The sequence below is a fragment of the Ruminococcus sp. YE71 genome (assembly GCF_900119155.1).
Taxonomy (GTDB): Bacteria; Bacillota; Clostridia; order Oscillospirales; family Ruminococcaceae; genus YE71.
Map to the genome: position 1 here is coordinate 131,333 of NZ_FPIR01000006.1, position 16,326 is coordinate 147,658.

The window sequence follows — 16,326 nt, forward strand, 5'->3', positions numbered from 1 at the left end:
AAACGCTTGGATTGTCAATAGTCGTACAGCTCTGCGGCGGCGACCTCCGTAAGTGTCCTGCCCGAGCTCTCAAGCTCCTCGAAGCGTTCGGTGAAGCTGTCGCACGCCCGTGCCAGCTCTTCCTCCGCATCGCCTCCGCGGAGTCTCACGGCATTTGCGAGCACCAGCATAGCCTTCGCGGTCTCGCCCCTGTCAATAAGCTGTTTCGCCAGCTCGTTTGCATCGTCTGCGGAAGCAAGCTCGATGCCTGCCCTTGAAGCCCTTTTGCCGAGCTTCTGCGCCCTCATCGCCGAGGGGAATACCTTCGGCACGCTCTTTAAAGTATCGGCGAAAGTCTCCTGCTGTTTCTCGTCCTTTTTGATGGCGTCCCAGTTGGAGAGCACCTTATCGACGGTATCAGCCTTCACATCGCCGAAAACGTGGGGATGTCTGAGTATGAGTTTTTTGCACACCTCATCGGCGACATCGTCGAGGGTGAACGTCCCCCTCTCGCGCTCGATATCGGTATGGAAAAACACCTGCAGCAGCACGTCGCCCAGTTCCTCACGGAGCATTTCGGGGCTTGCGCAGTCGATCGCCTCAAGCACCTCGTAAGTCTCTTCAAGGAAGTCGCGCCTTATCGTTTCGTGAGTCTGCACCTTATCCCAGGGACAGCCCCTTTCGCTTCTGAGCAGGGTAACTATCTCTGCAAGGTCTGTCAGGCCGTACTCCGTCTTTGCGAGAAGTGCGGCGGCTCTTTGTTCAAATTCACTATCGGTCAAAGCGTTTCAACCTCCAACGTTTCAGAAAACTAACGGTTATACTACTATTTTAACCTATATCCGAAAAAATTTCAAGGGTTTTCGGCGATTTTTTTCAATAAAAACGCCGAATCCTCGTTTTTTGGCGATATGCACAAAACCAGCAGCATGACGCTGTACACTATTACCCCGACAAATATCGAAAAAACCACTCCGAACCTTGAAAACACACCATCCGCAGGGTCGATCAACTCCGTCTGACAGAGTTTTGCGGCGAGAATGCACCCTGCCGCAGGCAGAAGCGGCAGGGCAAGCACTCGCAGACACGACCGTTCCGCACCCGTTCCGCGTATCAGCGCCGCCGCTGCCATAACGAGCACCAGCCCCTGCGAGACCGCCGCCGAGACTGCCGCTCCCGTCAGTCCGAACTGCGGCATCGGTATCAGCAGAAGGTTCAGTCCGAGCTTCACCGCCGTCCCCACGAGGGTCATCACGGCGGCGCTCAGCTGTCGGTCGCAGGCCTGCAAAGCGGTGAGGCACGGCAGTGAGACCCCCATGAACACCGCCGCGATGCCGAGAAACGCCAGCGGTCTGACGCAGAGCGCGGCTTCACAGGGCGCCCCCGCGAAGAACAGTCTCAGCAGCTGTTCGGGGAACGCGCAGATGCACGCTCCCGCAGGCATCGCGATGGCCGCCGACAGCAGCATCATCGACCGCACCGAGTGCCGCACTTCCGCGGAGTCGCCGCCTGCGCACGCCGAGCTCAGCTGCGGAAGTATGCTCTTTCCCAGCATGGCGGTGAAGGTCGGCACCAGCCCGAAGATGGTCAGCGCAAGCCCCGTGTACGAACCGTAGATGAATCCCGACCGCTCCGACAGGGCTATCCCCTGCCCGCCCAGCTGCGAGAACAGCGTCGGCTGTGCTCTCATCGCCCTGTCGAGCATGGGCGGTACGGTCACGAGGTCAACCGCCGAGGTCAGGGTCGCCGCCACAGCCGTCATCGACGCAGGCACAGCCGCTCTGAGCAGCCGTCTGCCCGCCTGTCGGAAGGTGGTAACGCGCTCTCCCGTTTCGTCGGCGGGGTCGTGTGCTTGCCGTTTCGAGCCTGCCGACAGGTAAACGAGGGCGACAGCCGATGCCGCTGCCACTCCCAGCCCCGAAGCCGCCGCCGCATAGGGCGCGGCCGTCCGCAGAGCCTGAGCGCGGTCGGTGCAGTACTCCCCGAAACAGCCGTGATACTTCGCGAAGCTGTTCTCGGCGTACTTCAGCACCCCGTAAGGCAGCGCGAGCCCCAGCACCAGCTTCACAGCCGTCTCGATTATCTCCGACGCGGCTGTGGGGTTCATGCTGCCCATCCCCTCCGCCCATCCGCGGTGGACGTTCATTACGGCGGCAGGCATCAGCGTCAGCGACACGGCAGCCACCGCGAACCTCGCGTTCGGGATATGGATGACCCTCTCCGCGAGTATGCCGCTTGCAAGCACCAGTGCCGCCGTCAGCACTGCCGCGAGCGTGCCGTAGATGACGAATGCTGCCCGTCGGTACATCAGTGCGCTTCGGTATCTTCCGAGGGACATCTGCTCCGAGACCAGTCTGCACAATGCCGACGGCAGTCCTGCCGCCGCAGCCGCGAAAACGGGCGTGAACACCGCGAACGCCCCCGAATAGCAGCTCATACCGCTGCCGCCCAGCATGGATGTCAGCGGTATCCTGTAGACAAGCCCCAGCGCCTTCGTGATGAGCACCATCCCCAGCAGCACCGCCGAGCCTTTCAAAAAGCTCTGTCTTTTCATAGTATCCCTCCGTCGAACGTATTCCTGCTATAATATGCCCGTCCGACGCGGAATATTCACAAAAAACTCCCGAAGAGTATCACCTCTTCGGGAGCGTTGTTTTTTAGATGAGCTTCTTTACGGTCTGCTCGGTGTGGATGTCGGGAGCTTCGATATCGGGGGGGATAGTGATCGTCTCACTTGCTCCCTCTTCGCCCTTGCTGTCGTCGTCCTTGCTGTCCTTATCCTCAGAGCTTTCGTCTTCAGCCTTGGAACTGCTGTCCTCGTCCTCGGAGCTGTCCTTGCCGGACTCGGTCTCGGTATCAGCCTCGGAGCTTTCATCCGCGCTCACATCGGAAGCGGATGCAGCAGTAGTTGTTGTCTCCGCAGCAGACGCATCTTCGCCGCTGCTGTTGCTGTACTTCTCCTTGCCGCAGGAGACTGCGGACATTGCGAGCGCCGTCAGGAGCACCGCAAGTATTATTTTCTTTCTCATTACAGTTTACCCTTCCTGTATTTTCTTTCTTTGACTGAAATGAGATCAGGCAGTTACCTGGGAGCTGCTGCTCTCGGAACCGAAATCATACTCGCTGAAATCGGAGCTGCTGAAATCATTGTCGTCATACTTGGTGTTGTTGTCATAAACGCTTGCGGTCGAACCGAAGATCTGCGAATACAGCTCGTCGCCGAGTGCGCTCTTGATGGTGTTCATCCAGCCCTCGGTATCGCAGCTCTCAGCATACTTCTGGAGCTCTTCCTCGTTGCCGAAGTTGTACATTGTGCCTGTAGGAACAGTGATATCGGAAGCATTGGTCTCCTCAACAGAAACGGTAAGAGTACCGATGTTCTGACCTTCAACGTTGCCTGTGTAGCTTACAGTACCTGTATTGCCCGAAACGTCGAGAGTGCAGGTCATATCCATAACGCTTTCGCCGCCCTTGCTTGCGGTAACGTTGATGGAGCCGCTTGCGCTGTCCTCGGTGATCTTGATGCTGTTGTAGTTCATAACCATGCTGATCTTCTCGCCGTCGTCGTCAGCGTCAACGTTGATGGAGCCGTCGAGAGTGTCGTCGGTGTAGGTGAGCAGACCGCTCATAACGAAAGTAGAATCGTCAACAGAAGACATATCGCAGTCAACGATGATGTTCTTTGCATCGGAAGCAACGATCATGTGGAAGTCCTCACCGTCGGAGGTGGAAGCCTTGAAGCCGCAAACGTCGTCGCCTGTGTAGTAAAGGTCAACGGTAACGCTCTTGTCCTCGGAGTCAGCGTCGTCTACGTTGAGCTCATCCCACATGGAAGCGTACTCGGAATCATCCATGCCTACCTGAGACATGAAGTCCTTGAGAGCGGAGTCATTCTTGCCCTTCTCAACGATAGCCTCAGCTACCTTCTTAGCGTCAGCGGAGGTAACGGTATAGGACTTGGTGGTGAGTTCGATGGAAACGCCGTCCTTCTCTACCTTGTAAGCCTCGCCGTCGGTAGGAGCGGGCAGGTTGTCCTTAACGGTGTCACCGTAGGTCATGAGGTCTTCGATCAGAGCCGAGAAGTCATAGTTCTCAAGAGCCGAGAGGTCGGGAGTATCCTGGGAACCGCCGATGCCTGCTGCGGAAGTGTAGGCGCCCAGCGAGGAACCTACCAGCTTCTCGATGTCAGCAGCAGTACCTGTGAGGTAAGCGTCAGAGAGCTCGGGAACCCTTACATAGGCAGTCTCATTATTATTATCGTATACAACATTGAGGGTCAGCAGACCTGTGCCACCGTAGCTGATGGTGTAATCCATGCCCGACATCTTGTCCTTCTGCTTTGCCTCTGCGGACATTGAGATCTCCTTGAGACCGAGCTGTCCGATCTCGCCGTCGGTAGGAGCAGCGTAAGAGATAGTAGCCTTGCAGCCTGTATCGGTCTCGCCCTTAGCTACCTGCTGAGCCTTGTCGAGGGTAGTGCCGAGGGTCTTTGCAGCCTCATCAACGGTGAGTACAGCGGTCTTGCTGTTCTTGCCGCTCTTCTTAGCTTCTTCGCCTGCATCGCCCTTGTCCTTGACGAATACATTGTAATAACCAACACCCGAGCCTACTACTGCAACAGCGAGAACGCCCGAGAGTGCGGGGGTAAGTACGGATTTCTTTAACATAGTTGTTTCCTCCTAAATATAGTTCAAAAAGCCTGTCTTTCTTAACGGACGTCTCAAACAAATATCGCGTCCATGTGTATAATATACCACATTCCGAGCGTTTTGTCAATCATTTTTATTGATAAACAAATGATAATTTCGAGGTAGTTTTTTTTGCATATTCCTTAACACCTCACAGGGTTTTGATTCCCTGTAACGCGTAAAAGGCGACCTGTGACGCGGATTTTTGGGCAGATTCGGCTGTTTTTACTAAAAAAAATCAGCTTTTCAGGCGAATTTATTATCGAAAAGGTGTTGATTTTATCTGTGAAATGTGTTATAATATAGAGGAATATAGACATGAATATATAACAAAGGCGGAGGAATAAGTAAGAAATGGAAATCATAAATAAATCTGACAGACAGCTTTTGAAGGAATATGAGGATTTTGCCGAGCATTCTGAATACGGCAACTTCATGCAGTCGCTCAACTGGCCGAAGGTCAAGGACAACTGGGGCTGGGATGCGGTAATCTCCCGCGACAGCGAGGGAAAGATCAGGGGCACCTGCCTCTGCATCATCAAGAAGATACCCTTCTTCGGATGCACATTCCTGTACGCTCCCCACGGACCCGTCTGCGACTGGTCTGATAAAGAGGTCATGGCAGACCTTTTCGAGGGCGTGAAGGTCCTCGCCAAGAAGTACAAGGCTTACCAGTTCATGTGGGATCCGCCGTATGAGGAAAAGGATACCGAGATCACCGCGGCTATCAGGGCTATGGGCTTCTCGCACATCGACGACGCTCCCGAACTCACCACCATCCAGGCAAGAAACAACTATATGCTCCGCAATATACAGGGCAAGACACCCGATGAGGTGATGGCTACCTTCAAGTCCGACTGGAGGAACCGCATCCGCAAGGCAGGACGCAAGGGCGTTGTCTGCAAGGCGTGCGGCAAAGAGGCGCTCGACGACTTCTATCCGATGATGCAGGCTACGGGCATCCGCGACGGATTCTCCATCAGAGGCAAGGAGTACTTCGCAAAGATGCTCGACGCACTGGGCGAAGATCACTGCCGCCTGTTCGTCTGCTACCTTGAGGAGGAGGGCAAGGATCCGATCCCCGTTTCGGGTGCGCTGACCACCCGCTACGCAGGCAAGACCTGCTACGTTTACGGTGCATCCTCTAACCACCACCGCAACACCTACCCCAACTACCTCATGCAGTGGACCATGATAAACTGGGCTCTTGAGGACAACAATTTCATCTACGATTTCATGGGAATACCTTTTTATAAGGACGAGACTCACCCGAACTACGGCGTTTACAAGTTCAAGAAGGGCTTCAACGGCGAGGTAGTGACCTACGTCGGCGAATTCTTCTACACCTTCATGCCCCTGCGCAAAAAGCTCATCGACTTCGCACAGAGCATCGTCGAGAAGCGCCACATGAAGCACACAGAAAAGCTCATCGAGAACAGGAACGCCGATACCGACGCATGATGTTTAAGGAGATAATGATATGACTGAAAGAGCGATGAAAACAATATTATTTGTCGGCGCTCTTGCTGCGGCTGCGGGACTTACGTCCTGCACCGACATTTCCTACTCGGAGTTTGAAAGCGAAAGCACCGATGAAGCGCCTGCTGCTGTTGCATCCGCACCCGATGAGACAACTTCTCTCACCGAGAATATCAGCAGACCCGACGCTTCGGCACCCGATGTCCCCGATTCGGTGACAGTGCTCGACGGCATCGACAGCTCTTCCGAGACGGTTACAGAGGTCACCACCGAAGTTACCGAAGAGATAACGGAAGAATCCCCGCAGACAGATGCAAGCAGCGAAGAACCTGGCGGCGGCGGAGACGGCTCCTTCGAGATAACTCCGCAGTATGTTGCGTTCTGCGGCATAATCGAGGAATACCGCTCACACTTCGGCGCAGGCACCGACCTCAACAGCGAGTTCTGCCGCTACTACATAACCGATATCGACGGCGACGGAGTGTACGAGCTTATCGCGGAAACGGGCACTTTTGAAGCCGACAGGACCGCGTATGTGTTCGTGTTTGACGGCGAGCACGCTATCCTCTGCGGCGACTTCATCACATGGCACGCAGAGATAGGCGGCGGTAACGGTTGCCTGTACAGCGAAACTCAGGCTATGGGCTCGAACATTTTCTACAAAGTGAAGCTCGAAAACGGCACGGTCACCACCGAACGCGCCGACGACAGCATCACGGAAATGCCCGTCGGACTTCTCGACTACCACACCTACGACGACCTTTCGGGTCTCGACGTTCTGCTTGAGAAACCGCCCGCATCCTGGCTCGACATCTACAACTGATAAAACAAAAACGGCAGTTTTCGGACTGCCGTTTTCTTATGTCAGATTATTTTGCCCTCGAAATGATCCATCTCGTGCTGGATTATCTGCGCTTCAAAACCCCTGAAAGTCTTTTTGTGCAGCTTGAATTTCTTGTCGCGGTACTCAACGGTTATCGCTTCGTAACGCTTGGTCTGACGCACTCCCGTCAGCGAGAGACAGCCCTCCTCGGTCTCGTAGACCTGCTTCGAGCGGTCGGTTATCACGGGATTCACCATGATGAGTATCTCATCGCCGATGAACGCCGCGAGGGCGGTCTTGTGAACGCCTATCATGTTCGCCGCGATGCCGACACAGCCGTCGGCGTGCGCCGCCAGAGTGTCCTCCATGTCCTTGAAAAGCTGCCTGTCGTTCTTCGTACACGGCTCCGAATGCCGCCCCAGCACAAGCACATCCTTCACTATTTCTCTTACCATATCATCTCAGTCCTATCTCGCTGACCCTTACACCGCCGGGCAGCATTATTTCCAGCTTGTCACCCGACGCGCCCTCGGGTATCGGCAGCGTGTATTCGTCGAAGCAGTCGAGCCTGTCGGATGCGGTGACGGTCATCTTCGACCCGATGCCGCCTATCTTCAGACCCACCTCCGTCTTTCCGAGCACTCCCGAAGCGGTGATGACGAGCTCGGTCTTTCCGCCGAAGTCCAGTCCGCCGTATACGGCTTTTCCGCTCCAGCCCGAAGCGTAGATGCACTCACGGGTCGGTGAAAGCAGCTTTCGGATTCGGATGCTTTCGGCAGTGTCGAAGTCGGCTGCCGAGAAATCATCCTCTCGCGGCGCTATGGTCTCGCCCTTGACCGTCACTGCGCACTCACATCGCACATCGGCGCTCGAAGCCGCGAACATGAAGCTGTATCTTCCCTCTTCGACTATCATCTCGCGGCGGCGCACGTCGTACACGCGCAGAACGTGCAGCGGAACGTCTATCATGACCATCCTGCTTTCGTGAGCGGGCACGCTGACCCTCTCAAAACCGCAGAGCTTTTTCGTCGGGCGTGAGAACGCCGAATTCTTCACGGTGAAATACACCTGCACCACGTCGGTGCCGTCGCGGTCGGAGAGATTCTCAACCGTCACCGAGGCTTTCAGACCCTCGGAAGTGCGCAGTATCTCGGGCTCGCTGTAGGCAAACTCCGCGTAGCCCAGCCCGTACCCGAAGGGATAAAGCGGATCGCCGTCGAAGTACATATACGTGGTGTGCGCCTTCTCGATGTCGTACTCGTGGATGTCGGGCAGGTCAAGCTCCGACCTGTACCATGTCAGCGGCAGCCTTCCCGTCGGTTCGGTTCTGCCCGTCAGCATATCCGAGACGGCGTTCCCAAGCTCCGCGCCTGCGTGGCTCGACCAAAGCACCGCTGCCGCCGCCTCGGATTCTTCCGCGATACCGTAGGGATAGCTCGAAATGACCGCCAGCACCGTGTCGGGATTCGCCGCCGCGAGCACCTGCGTCATCCCCGTCTGAACGTTCAGCGCGAGAGTCTTTCGGTCGTAGCACTCCTTCGCGGTCTGTACGGGGTGATTTCCCGAGCAGTAGATGACAATGTCGTTGTTCTTCGCGATTACTTCCGCCTTGTGCCTGCCGCTTTCAAACAGCTCGACCCCGAACAGCATTTCGGGCTTGACGGCAGTCCCCTTCACAACGGTCAGACAGCCGTCCTCACCCACGACCACGCGGCTGTGACCGAGAAATTCCTCGATGAGGGTGCCGCCGCCGTATTTTTTCAGGTTGAAGGTCTCCCTCGTGAACCAGTCGTAGACTTCCCTGTTATGCAGGCGGATGCCGTCGTCGCACAGCCGCAGGTATTTCCTGTGTTCGAGGGAGAAGAAATTGCACCAGTTCTCGCCCCAGTCCTGAAGCTCGAACAGCGCGGCGTTCTCCTCGTCGGCGGTCGCGGCCGCCCTGCCCTCGCTGTCGATGGCGATGTACCTGCCGTTCGGGGCTTTTATCTTCACCACGTCCCACAGCGAGTCGAAGGTCGTCCCGATGTCGGGGAAACGCTCACGTAACGCCGAAAGCACCGTCGTCCTGCAGCTGAAATACCCCGTGTACCAGTCGCGCAGGCACTCGTCCGCGAGAGGTCCGAGTATCGCTATGCGCTTGTATCCCTTTTTAAGCGGCAGGATACCGTTGTTTTTGAGCAGGACTATCTGTTCGGCGGCGGCGCGGCGGTTGACCTCGCGGTGAGCCTCGCAGTCGATGACCTCCTTGCCGATGCCGTCAAGGGGCGTCTTGTCCGTCTGACCGAGCCGCAGTCTTGCGTAGAGGGCGTTCGTCACCGCACGGTCGATGCTGCGCCATGTCACAAAACCCTGTTCAAGCGCGGATTCGGCGGCGTGACGCACCATGCCGTCCTCATCGGTCATCATGTCGCAGCCGCCCTTGACTGACAGCTCGTATGCCTTGCCGAAGCTCTCGGTATAGTGATGCGCCGTCACGTTCTGTGAGAAATCGCCGCCGTCGCTGACCGCGAACCACAGCCCCCACTGACGTTTCAGCACCTCTTCAAGGTCTGGCTCCATGACCGCAGGCACGCCGTTCAGCTCGTTGTAGGCAGCCATGATGCTTCTCGCGCCGCCGAAACGGATGGCATACTCGAAAGGCGCGTAGTAGTACTCGTACCGCAGGCGCGGCGGCAGATAAGCGTCGCATTCGGCGCGGTCCTCCTCGTTGTTGTTGGCGCAGAAGTGCTTTAGGGTCGGCACCGAGGTGTAGTAGCCGTCCTCAGTCTCGCCTGCCATGCCGAGGGTGTAAGCGGCAGTCAGCTCGCCAGCAAGGAAAACGTCCTCGCCGTAAGCTTCCTCCGTCCTGCCCCAGCGGGGGTCGCGGACGGGGTCAACGGTCGGCCCCCACAGGCACAGCCCCGAACGTTTGTTTTCGTTATAGTATGCGCGGGCTTCCCTGCCTGCGATCTCGCCGAGGGAGCGCATGAGCTCACGGTCGAAGGTCGCTGCAAGTCCTACGGGCTGAGGAAAAACGGTGGAGACCTTCTCTGGCTCTCTGCCCACGTAGCCGCGTGCGACCTCCGTCCCGATAAAGAACTCGCCCAGCCCCAGCCGTTCGACGGCGTGGTGATGGGTAGACAGCAGACCGAGCTTTTCGTCCTCAGAAAGCGCGGCACACAGCTCTTTTGCTCTTGCAAGGAATTCCTTGTGTTCCATAATTTCACCCCAAAACTATTTCATTTAGAATATGATAACACATCCCGAAGGGCAAGTCAATAGGTAACAGGAATTATTTTTGTGTTAATTATTTTATAAACATTTACATAATATTAATATATTTATGGTATACTGTATTTGTGCTGTATCGGAAAACAAATTGTCCGAACGGTAACATTTATAATAGGAGTGACAGCTCTATGAAAAACACGGCAGCTACCCTTATGCAGCAGAAACAGTCGGGCGAAAAGATAACCATGCTCACCGCTTACGACTACACTACCGCTCATATCATGGACGAGTGCGGGGTAAACTCCATCCTTATCGGCGATTCCCTCGGGATGGTGATGCTCGGGTATGAGGACACGCTTGCGGTCACGATGGAGGATATGATACATCATACCAAAGCGGTCGCAAGGGGCGCGAAAAATGCGTTCATCGTGGCGGATATGCCCTTCATGTCCTACCAGACCGGCGTTTACGACGCGGTGGTCAACGCAGGAAGGCTCATCAAAGAAGGCGGTGCGAACGCCGTCAAGCTCGAAGGCGGTGCGGCAGTATGCGAACAGATTCGGGCGATAGTCGATTCGTCGATACCCGTTGTGGCGCACCTCGGTCTTACACCACAGTCGGTCAACGCTTTCGGCGGCTTCAAGGTACAGGGCAAGGACTACGACAAGGCAAAGAAGATACTTGACGACGCGATGCTCATTCAGGAGGCAGGCGCGTGCGCGGTAGTGCTCGAATGTGTGCCTGCGGCTCTTGCACAGCTCATCACCGAACGTCTGACGATACCGACCATCGGCATCGGCGCAGGCGCAGGCTGTGACGGTCAGGTGCTGGTTTATCAGGATATGCTCGGACTTACGTCGGGTCACGTCCCGAAGTTCGCAAAGCGCTTCGCGGAGGTGGGCGACCTGATGAGAGAGGGCATAAAGGCTTATATAGACGAAACTCAGTCGGGTACTTTCCCCGCTGCCGAGCATACATACAAACTCGGCGACGGCGTGCTCGAAAAGCTGACGGAAGAATAGATCAAAAATACTATAGAATATGAGGGAGGATCACGAAAATGAAGGTAGTTAAGACGATAGCAGAGGTTAGAGAGCAGGTAAAGGCATGGCGTGCCGAAGGACTTACCGTTGGTCTTGTTCCGACGATGGGTTATCTGCACGAGGGTCACGCTTCGCTCATCGACGCTTCGGTCAGAGATAATGACCGCACGGTAGTATCCGATTTCGTGAACCCGATGCAGTTTGGTCCGAACGAAGATCTTGCGACCTATCCGCGTGACCTTGAGCGCGACTCCGCGCTTGTGGAGGAACACGGCGGCGACCTCATCTTCAATCCCGAACCCGACGAGATGTATCACAAGAACTTTTCGTCCTTCGTGGACATGACCGTGCTGACCGAGGAGCTTTGCGGACTCAGCCGTCCCGTGCATTTCAGGGGCGTCTGCACCGTTGTGAACAAGCTGTTCAACATCGTGAAGCCCGACCGCGCTTACTTCGGCAAGAAGGACGCGCAGCAGCTCGCAGTCATCAGACATATGGTCGATGACCTGAATATGGATATACAGATAGTCGGCTGCCCCATTATAAGAGAGGCAGACGGACTCGCTAAAAGCTCGCGCAACAGCTACCTCAGCGATGAAGAGCGTCAGGCGGCTACCCTGCTGTACCACACTCTTCGCTACGGCGCATTCATGCTGAAAAACGGCGAGCGCAACGCAGTCAAGATAACTGCGGCAATGAAGGAAAAGATCGGAAAAGAACCGATGGCAAGAATAGATTACGTGAAGATAGTAGACGCTGCTACCATGCAGCAGATCACCGAAGTTGACCGCCCTGCACTCTGTGCGCTGGCGGTGTACATCGGCAGGACAAGGCTTATCGACAACTTCTTCACGGAGGATCTCTGGAATAACGCCGATTAAGGAGAAATAATGACGATTAGCGTACTTAAAAGCAAGATTCACCGCGCTGTTATCACACAGGCGGAACTCAATTATATAGGCAGCATCACCATTGATGAGGATCTTATGGAGGCTTCGGGACTGTATGAGTACGAGCACGTACATATCGTGAACGTGAACAGCGGCAGCCGTATCGAGACCTACGTCATCGCGGGCGAGCGCGGAAGCGGAGTCATCTGCCTCAACGGTGCAGCCGCAAGATGCGGTCAGAAAGGCGATACCGTGATAATCATGTCCTACGCCGACATGACCCCCGAGGAATTCAAGGAAAATCCCCCGAGAGTGGTGTTCGTGGACGGCGGCAACAAGGCTGTAAGAGTCACAAGATATGAGGCTCACGGCAGGCTGGAGGATCTGGTATGATACTTGCGGTAGATATCGGAAACTCGAATATCGTGATCGGATGCTTCGACAAGAACGAGATACTCTTCGTCGAGCGGCTCTCGACCAATCAGCAGAGCACCCAGATGGAATACACGGTCATGATAAAGAACATACTCGAACTGAACAACCTCGGCAGCGAACATATCGACGGCGGTATAATCTCGTCGGTAGTGCCGCCGCTTACCGAGATAGTCAGGAGCGCGATGGAACGGCTCGGCTGCGGCGAAGTGCTGGTGGTCGGTCCGGGAATAAAGACAGGTCTGAGGATACTTCTCGACAACCCTGCACAGCTGGGCAGCGACAGGGTCGCGGACGCTGTGGCGGCGGTAAGTCTCTACCCCGCACCACTGATACTCATCGACATGGGAACGGCGACCACCGTTTCGGTCATCGACCGTGAGAAGAATTTTCTCGGCGGTCTGATAATCCCTGGACTGAGGGTGTCGCTGGATTCGCTGACGACGCGGACTTCCCAGCTGCCGAAGATAAGCCTTGTACCCGCAAAACGGGTCATCGGCACAAACACGGTGGACTGCATGAAGAGCGGCATCATCCACGCTACGGCTTCGAGCATCGACGGCGTGGTGGAGCGCATCGAGGAAGAGCTGGGGGAGAAATGCACGGTAGTCTCGACGGGCGGACTTGCGAACGTTGTAGTTCCCTACTGCAAGCGCGACATCATCCTCGACGACACGCTGCTTCTGAAAGGTCTGCGGATAATCTACACGAAAAACAGACCCAACTAAACACACAAAAAATAAAAACGGTATCGTTACGATACCGTTTTTCGTTTATATCACATATTTTGCGCTGTATTCCTCGAAAGCCTTGCCCTCGTTGTTGTCCTTCAGCGACGCCTTGATGGCGTTCGCAGCGTGGATGCCGTAGCTGTTTGGGTTAACTTCCTGAAGTGCGCGGATTATCTTCGAGCAGTGAACTGCCATACGTTCAAGGTTCGTGAGCAGCTCGCCGAAGCCTGCGCCCTGTCTGAGGGAACATTCGCCTGCCTGCAAACGCTTTACGTGGTTCAGCTCGGCTGCACCGCAGAGATTGTGTATCGAAGCGGTCAGAGCGACGATGCGTCCGTCCGACTTCCAGTCTTCCTGAGTGTAGGCTTCGATGGTAAGGTCAAGAGCCTCGCGCACAGCTGAAGTTATAACGTCGAGCTCCTTGCCTGCCTGTTCGGAGTAGATGATGTTTTCCTCGTGGTTGTCACGTGCTATGAACGCGATGTTCATCGCACGGTCGGTGATACGCTCGAAATCCGCGAGGGTGTGCAGGTACTTGAACACGTCTGCGTTCTGTTCCTTGGTCAGCGACCTGCGGGAAATGCGCATGAGGTAAGTACCGATGTCGTTCTCGTAGCGGTCTGCGAGCTTTTCGTACTTCGCCGTTTTCTCGAACATCTCGGTGGAGTAGTTGTTCAGCGCCTCGAAGCAGCAGTAAACGCTCTTGACGGCCTTCTTCGCCATATCAAAGATAGCGCTCTTGCTCTGGGAGATAGCCAGCGGCGGATAGGGCAGAAAACGTTCTTCGAGCGGCAAAAGCTGTTCGTCGGGTTCTTCCGCGGTCTTATCCTTGATGATAAAGCAGGTGAATTTCTCGATGAGCCCGATGAACGGGAACAGCACGATGATAACTACAAGCCTGTACAGAGTATTTACAGCAGCGATAGACACCTTGCTCATTGTGATGCTCATGAAGCTGAAGCCGCCGGTCGAAGCGTTGATTATATAGAACATCGAACCAACGACAACTACACCGAGTACATTTATGAGCAGATATACACATGAAGTACGCTTGCCCTCAACACTGGCTGCTAATGCCGTGAGAAGCACCGGTACAGCCGCACCTATCGAGATGCCGAGAAGTATCGGGAATGCTGTGCTGAAAGTGATAACGCCCGTTGCGGTCAGGGTCTGTAAGATTCCGACAGATGCCGAAGCACTTTGCAATACCGCCGTGAAAGCCGCTCCCACAAGTATTCCCAACAAAGGGTTGGAGAACATCGTCAGGATGCTCACGAACTTTTCGCTCTGGGAAAGCGGAGCTACCGAGCTTGACATAAGGTCGATGCCTACCATCAGCACTACAAAGCCGAGCATTATATCTCCGACGTTTGAACGGCGCTTTGAGAATGTCCGGAGCAGAATACCCGCAACAGCGACTATTCCCATCATCGTGGCGGTCGATAGAAGAGCGGCGATGCCGCTGCCGCCTTCAAGCGAGGATAAAACTATCACCCAGCCCGTTATCGACGTGCCGAGTATAGCACCCATGATGATGCCGATAGCCTGCCTGAACTTCATCATGCCCGAGTTTACGAAGCCGACCGTCATGACCGAAGTCGCCGATGACGACTGGATGACCGCGGTGACTCCCGTACCGAGCAGAATGCCTTTCAGCGGTGTGTTGGTAAGCTTTGCGAGCAGCGTTTCCAGCTTGCTGCCTGCCACTCGTTTCAGTCCGTCGCCCATGAAAGCCATACCGAACATAAACAGAGAGATGCCGCAAAGCAGGTCGAACAGGTTTGAAATATCCATAGTGATTCCCACCGTATCCTTATTTCGGGCAGTCCGCCCGACTTTTCCTATCTAAAACTTCCCATTTATCGCCATTATAAGTATAGCAAAAACCGACTCTCTTGTCAACGCTTTTTTCTCAACTTTGATAAAATAGTTACAGAATCCTTACAGTTGGCGCTGTCAATTGTAACTTTTACACAGTAAAGTCCCGAAAAGTTGACAGGTGTGGATTATTGTGGTAAAATAATTCGTGACGGAAGGAGGAATAAATGTGAACATCGAAAAAGAACTCGCCGAGCTGGAGCGCCGCGAAAACGTCCGCGTGCTCTACTGTGCCGAAGCAGGCAGCCGTGCATGGGGTTTTCCCTCGCCCGACAGCGATTATGACGCACGTTTCGTCTACGTCCGCACCGTGGAGGACTACCTGAAACTCGGTTCCCAGCGTGACGTCATCGAGTGGAAGCTGGACGACACCCTCGACATCAACGGCTGGGATCTGCGCAAGCTGCTGAGGCTGCTGTACAACTCGAATCCCGTCATCTTTGAGTGGAGAGGTTCGCCAATCGTCTACCGCACCACCGACTTCTGGGAAAAGAATGCGCCCCTTTTCGACGAATATTTCTCCGAAAGAGCCGTCATCAACCACTACCTCAGCATCGCCAGAAGCGATTTCAGCAATAATCTCTCACACGACAGAGTGAAGCTGAAAAAATATTTCTACATCCTCAGAGCGATATGGGCGTGCAGGTGGGTCATCGAGAAGCACTCGCCGCCGCCCGTACCCTTCGATGTCCTGTGCGGCGAATACTGCCCCGAAGAGCTCCGCGGAACGATCGGCGCACTGCTTGAAAAAAAACTCGCTGGTCAGCTCGGCAGCGGAACGCACATCACCCCGCTGACCGCCTACGCAGAGCAAAGCATCCGCGAGCTGACAGAACTTGCCGCGGCATACGAAAAACTCCCCCCGAAGGGCTGGGACACCCTCGACCGCATCTTCCTCCAATCGCTGGACCGCTAAAAAAAGACCCGAAAGCATCACAACTGCCTTCGGGTCTTTGTGTTTTACAAATGTTCCTGTTTGCGCTGCTGACTGCGGGTTTTGCTTGGGGGAGACCCTTTTAAAAAAGGGTCTCCCCCCAAACCCCCTCACTAAAACTTTTAATACTTTTTGGCTTTTGGTGTTTCTTATGTAGATAGAATTGGTTTGAAAGATAGAGGTTCTATTCTTCAATGGTCAGCCCCTTGCCAAAAAGACGTTCATGAGAGCGTATCGCA

Annotated in this window: 14 protein-coding genes; 7 read left to right on the plus strand and 7 right to left on the minus strand. The window is 55.0% G+C overall.

Going from position 1 to position 16,326, the window contains the following annotated elements; translation table 11 throughout:
• Positions 1–14 precede the first annotated feature (14 nt).
• The 4 genes from BT142_RS07575 to BT142_RS07590 form a co-directional block, all read right to left on the minus strand.
• Positions 15–761: a MazG family protein gene (locus tag BT142_RS07575; protein WP_072417600.1), complete on the minus strand. Its 747-nt coding sequence runs from the start codon at positions 759–761 to the stop codon at positions 15–17.
• A gap of 71 nt (positions 762–832) precedes the next feature.
• Positions 833–2,533, minus strand: a complete 1,701-nt coding sequence (locus tag BT142_RS07580; protein WP_072417601.1) for an oligosaccharide flippase family protein — start codon at positions 2,531–2,533, stop codon at positions 833–835.
• Between the two features lie 103 nt (positions 2,534–2,636).
• Positions 2,637–3,008, minus strand: a complete 372-nt coding sequence (locus BT142_RS07585; protein WP_072417602.1) for a hypothetical protein — start codon at positions 3,006–3,008, stop codon at positions 2,637–2,639.
• 45 nt (positions 3,009–3,053) lie between these two features.
• Positions 3,054–4,646, minus strand: coding sequence for a hypothetical protein (locus BT142_RS07590; RefSeq protein ID WP_072417603.1), 1,593 nt, complete (start codon positions 4,644–4,646; stop codon positions 3,054–3,056).
• Between the two features lie 375 nt (positions 4,647–5,021).
• On the opposite strand from BT142_RS07590, the gene BT142_RS07595 reads away from it, so the two are divergent.
• A complete protein-coding gene (locus BT142_RS07595) occupies positions 5,022–6,128 on the plus strand; it encodes a lipid II:glycine glycyltransferase FemX (RefSeq protein WP_072417604.1) in 1,107 nt (368 codons plus the stop codon).
• 19 nt (positions 6,129–6,147) lie between these two features.
• A complete protein-coding gene (locus BT142_RS07600) occupies positions 6,148–6,969 on the plus strand; it encodes a hypothetical protein (RefSeq protein WP_072417605.1) in 822 nt (273 codons plus the stop codon).
• 41 nt (positions 6,970–7,010) lie between these two features.
• Here BT142_RS07600 and BT142_RS07605 read toward each other — a convergent pair whose 3' ends face one another.
• Both BT142_RS07605 and BT142_RS07610 read right to left on the minus strand, forming a co-directional pair.
• Positions 7,011–7,424, minus strand: coding sequence for a peptide deformylase (locus BT142_RS07605; protein ID WP_072417606.1), 414 nt, complete (start codon positions 7,422–7,424; stop codon positions 7,011–7,013).
• Position 7,425: 1 nt separating this feature from the next.
• Complete coding sequence (locus BT142_RS07610) at positions 7,426–10,167, minus strand: beta-glucosidase (RefSeq protein ID WP_072417607.1); 2,742 nt, start codon at positions 10,165–10,167, stop codon at positions 7,426–7,428.
• A gap of 200 nt (positions 10,168–10,367) precedes the next feature.
• Here BT142_RS07610 and panB point away from each other — a divergent pair, with 200 nt between their 5' ends.
• Genes panB through BT142_RS07630 form a run of 4 tightly spaced genes read left to right on the plus strand, consistent with a single transcriptional unit; the run spans position 10,368 to position 13,272 of the window.
• Entirely contained in the window at positions 10,368–11,201 is an 834-nt protein-coding gene (panB, locus tag BT142_RS07615; RefSeq protein WP_072417608.1) for a 3-methyl-2-oxobutanoate hydroxymethyltransferase, read from the plus strand.
• 38 nt (positions 11,202–11,239) lie between these two features.
• Positions 11,240–12,103, plus strand: coding sequence for a pantoate--beta-alanine ligase (panC, locus tag BT142_RS07620; protein WP_072417609.1), 864 nt, complete (start codon positions 11,240–11,242; stop codon positions 12,101–12,103).
• 9 nt (positions 12,104–12,112) lie between these two features.
• Positions 12,113–12,505, plus strand: a complete 393-nt coding sequence (gene panD, locus BT142_RS07625; protein WP_072417610.1) for an aspartate 1-decarboxylase — start codon at positions 12,113–12,115, stop codon at positions 12,503–12,505.
• On the plus strand, positions 12,502–13,272 hold the full coding sequence (locus BT142_RS07630; RefSeq protein WP_072417611.1) for a type III pantothenate kinase: 771 nt from the start codon (positions 12,502–12,504) through the stop codon (positions 13,270–13,272). The genes panD and BT142_RS07630 overlap by 4 nt, the downstream gene beginning before the upstream one ends.
• Positions 13,273–13,317: 45 nt before the next feature.
• Here BT142_RS07630 and BT142_RS07635 read toward each other — a convergent pair whose 3' ends face one another.
• Complete coding sequence (locus BT142_RS07635) at positions 13,318–15,069, minus strand: Na/Pi cotransporter family protein (protein WP_242871939.1); 1,752 nt, start codon at positions 15,067–15,069, stop codon at positions 13,318–13,320.
• Between the two features lie 253 nt (positions 15,070–15,322).
• Here BT142_RS07635 and BT142_RS07640 point away from each other — a divergent pair, with 253 nt between their 5' ends.
• Entirely contained in the window at positions 15,323–16,069 is a 747-nt protein-coding gene (locus tag BT142_RS07640; RefSeq protein ID WP_175444906.1) for a nucleotidyltransferase domain-containing protein, read from the plus strand.
• Positions 16,070–16,326 lie beyond the last annotated feature (257 nt).

Excerpts from the sequence above, each read along its gene's own strand:
- BT142_RS07600 (WP_072417605.1), top strand. The coding sequence starts at position 6,148 with ATGACTGAAAGAGCGATGAAAACAATATTATTTGTCGGCGCTCTTGCT.
- panC (WP_072417609.1), top strand. The coding sequence starts at position 11,240 with ATGAAGGTAGTTAAGACGATAGCAGAGGTTAGAGAGCAGGTAAAGGCA.
- BT142_RS07630 (WP_072417611.1), top strand. The coding sequence starts at position 12,502 with ATGATACTTGCGGTAGATATCGGAAACTCGAATATCGTGATCGGATGC.
- panB (WP_072417608.1), top strand. The coding sequence starts at position 10,368 with ATGAAAAACACGGCAGCTACCCTTATGCAGCAGAAACAGTCGGGCGAA.
- BT142_RS07605 (WP_072417606.1), bottom strand. The coding sequence starts at position 7,424 with ATGGTAAGAGAAATAGTGAAGGATGTGCTTGTGCTGGGGCGGCATTCG.
- BT142_RS07610 (WP_072417607.1), bottom strand. The coding sequence starts at position 10,167 with ATGGAACACAAGGAATTCCTTGCAAGAGCAAAAGAGCTGTGTGCCGCG.
- BT142_RS07635 (WP_242871939.1), bottom strand. The coding sequence starts at position 15,069 with ATGGATATTTCAAACCTGTTCGACCTGCTTTGCGGCATCTCTCTGTTT.
- BT142_RS07590 (WP_072417603.1), bottom strand. The coding sequence starts at position 4,646 with ATGTTAAAGAAATCCGTACTTACCCCCGCACTCTCGGGCGTTCTCGCT.
- panD (WP_072417610.1), top strand. The coding sequence starts at position 12,113 with ATGACGATTAGCGTACTTAAAAGCAAGATTCACCGCGCTGTTATCACA.
- BT142_RS07595 (WP_072417604.1), top strand. The coding sequence starts at position 5,022 with ATGGAAATCATAAATAAATCTGACAGACAGCTTTTGAAGGAATATGAG.
- BT142_RS07580 (WP_072417601.1), bottom strand. The coding sequence starts at position 2,533 with ATGAAAAGACAGAGCTTTTTGAAAGGCTCGGCGGTGCTGCTGGGGATG.
- BT142_RS07585 (WP_072417602.1), bottom strand. The coding sequence starts at position 3,008 with ATGAGAAAGAAAATAATACTTGCGGTGCTCCTGACGGCGCTCGCAATG.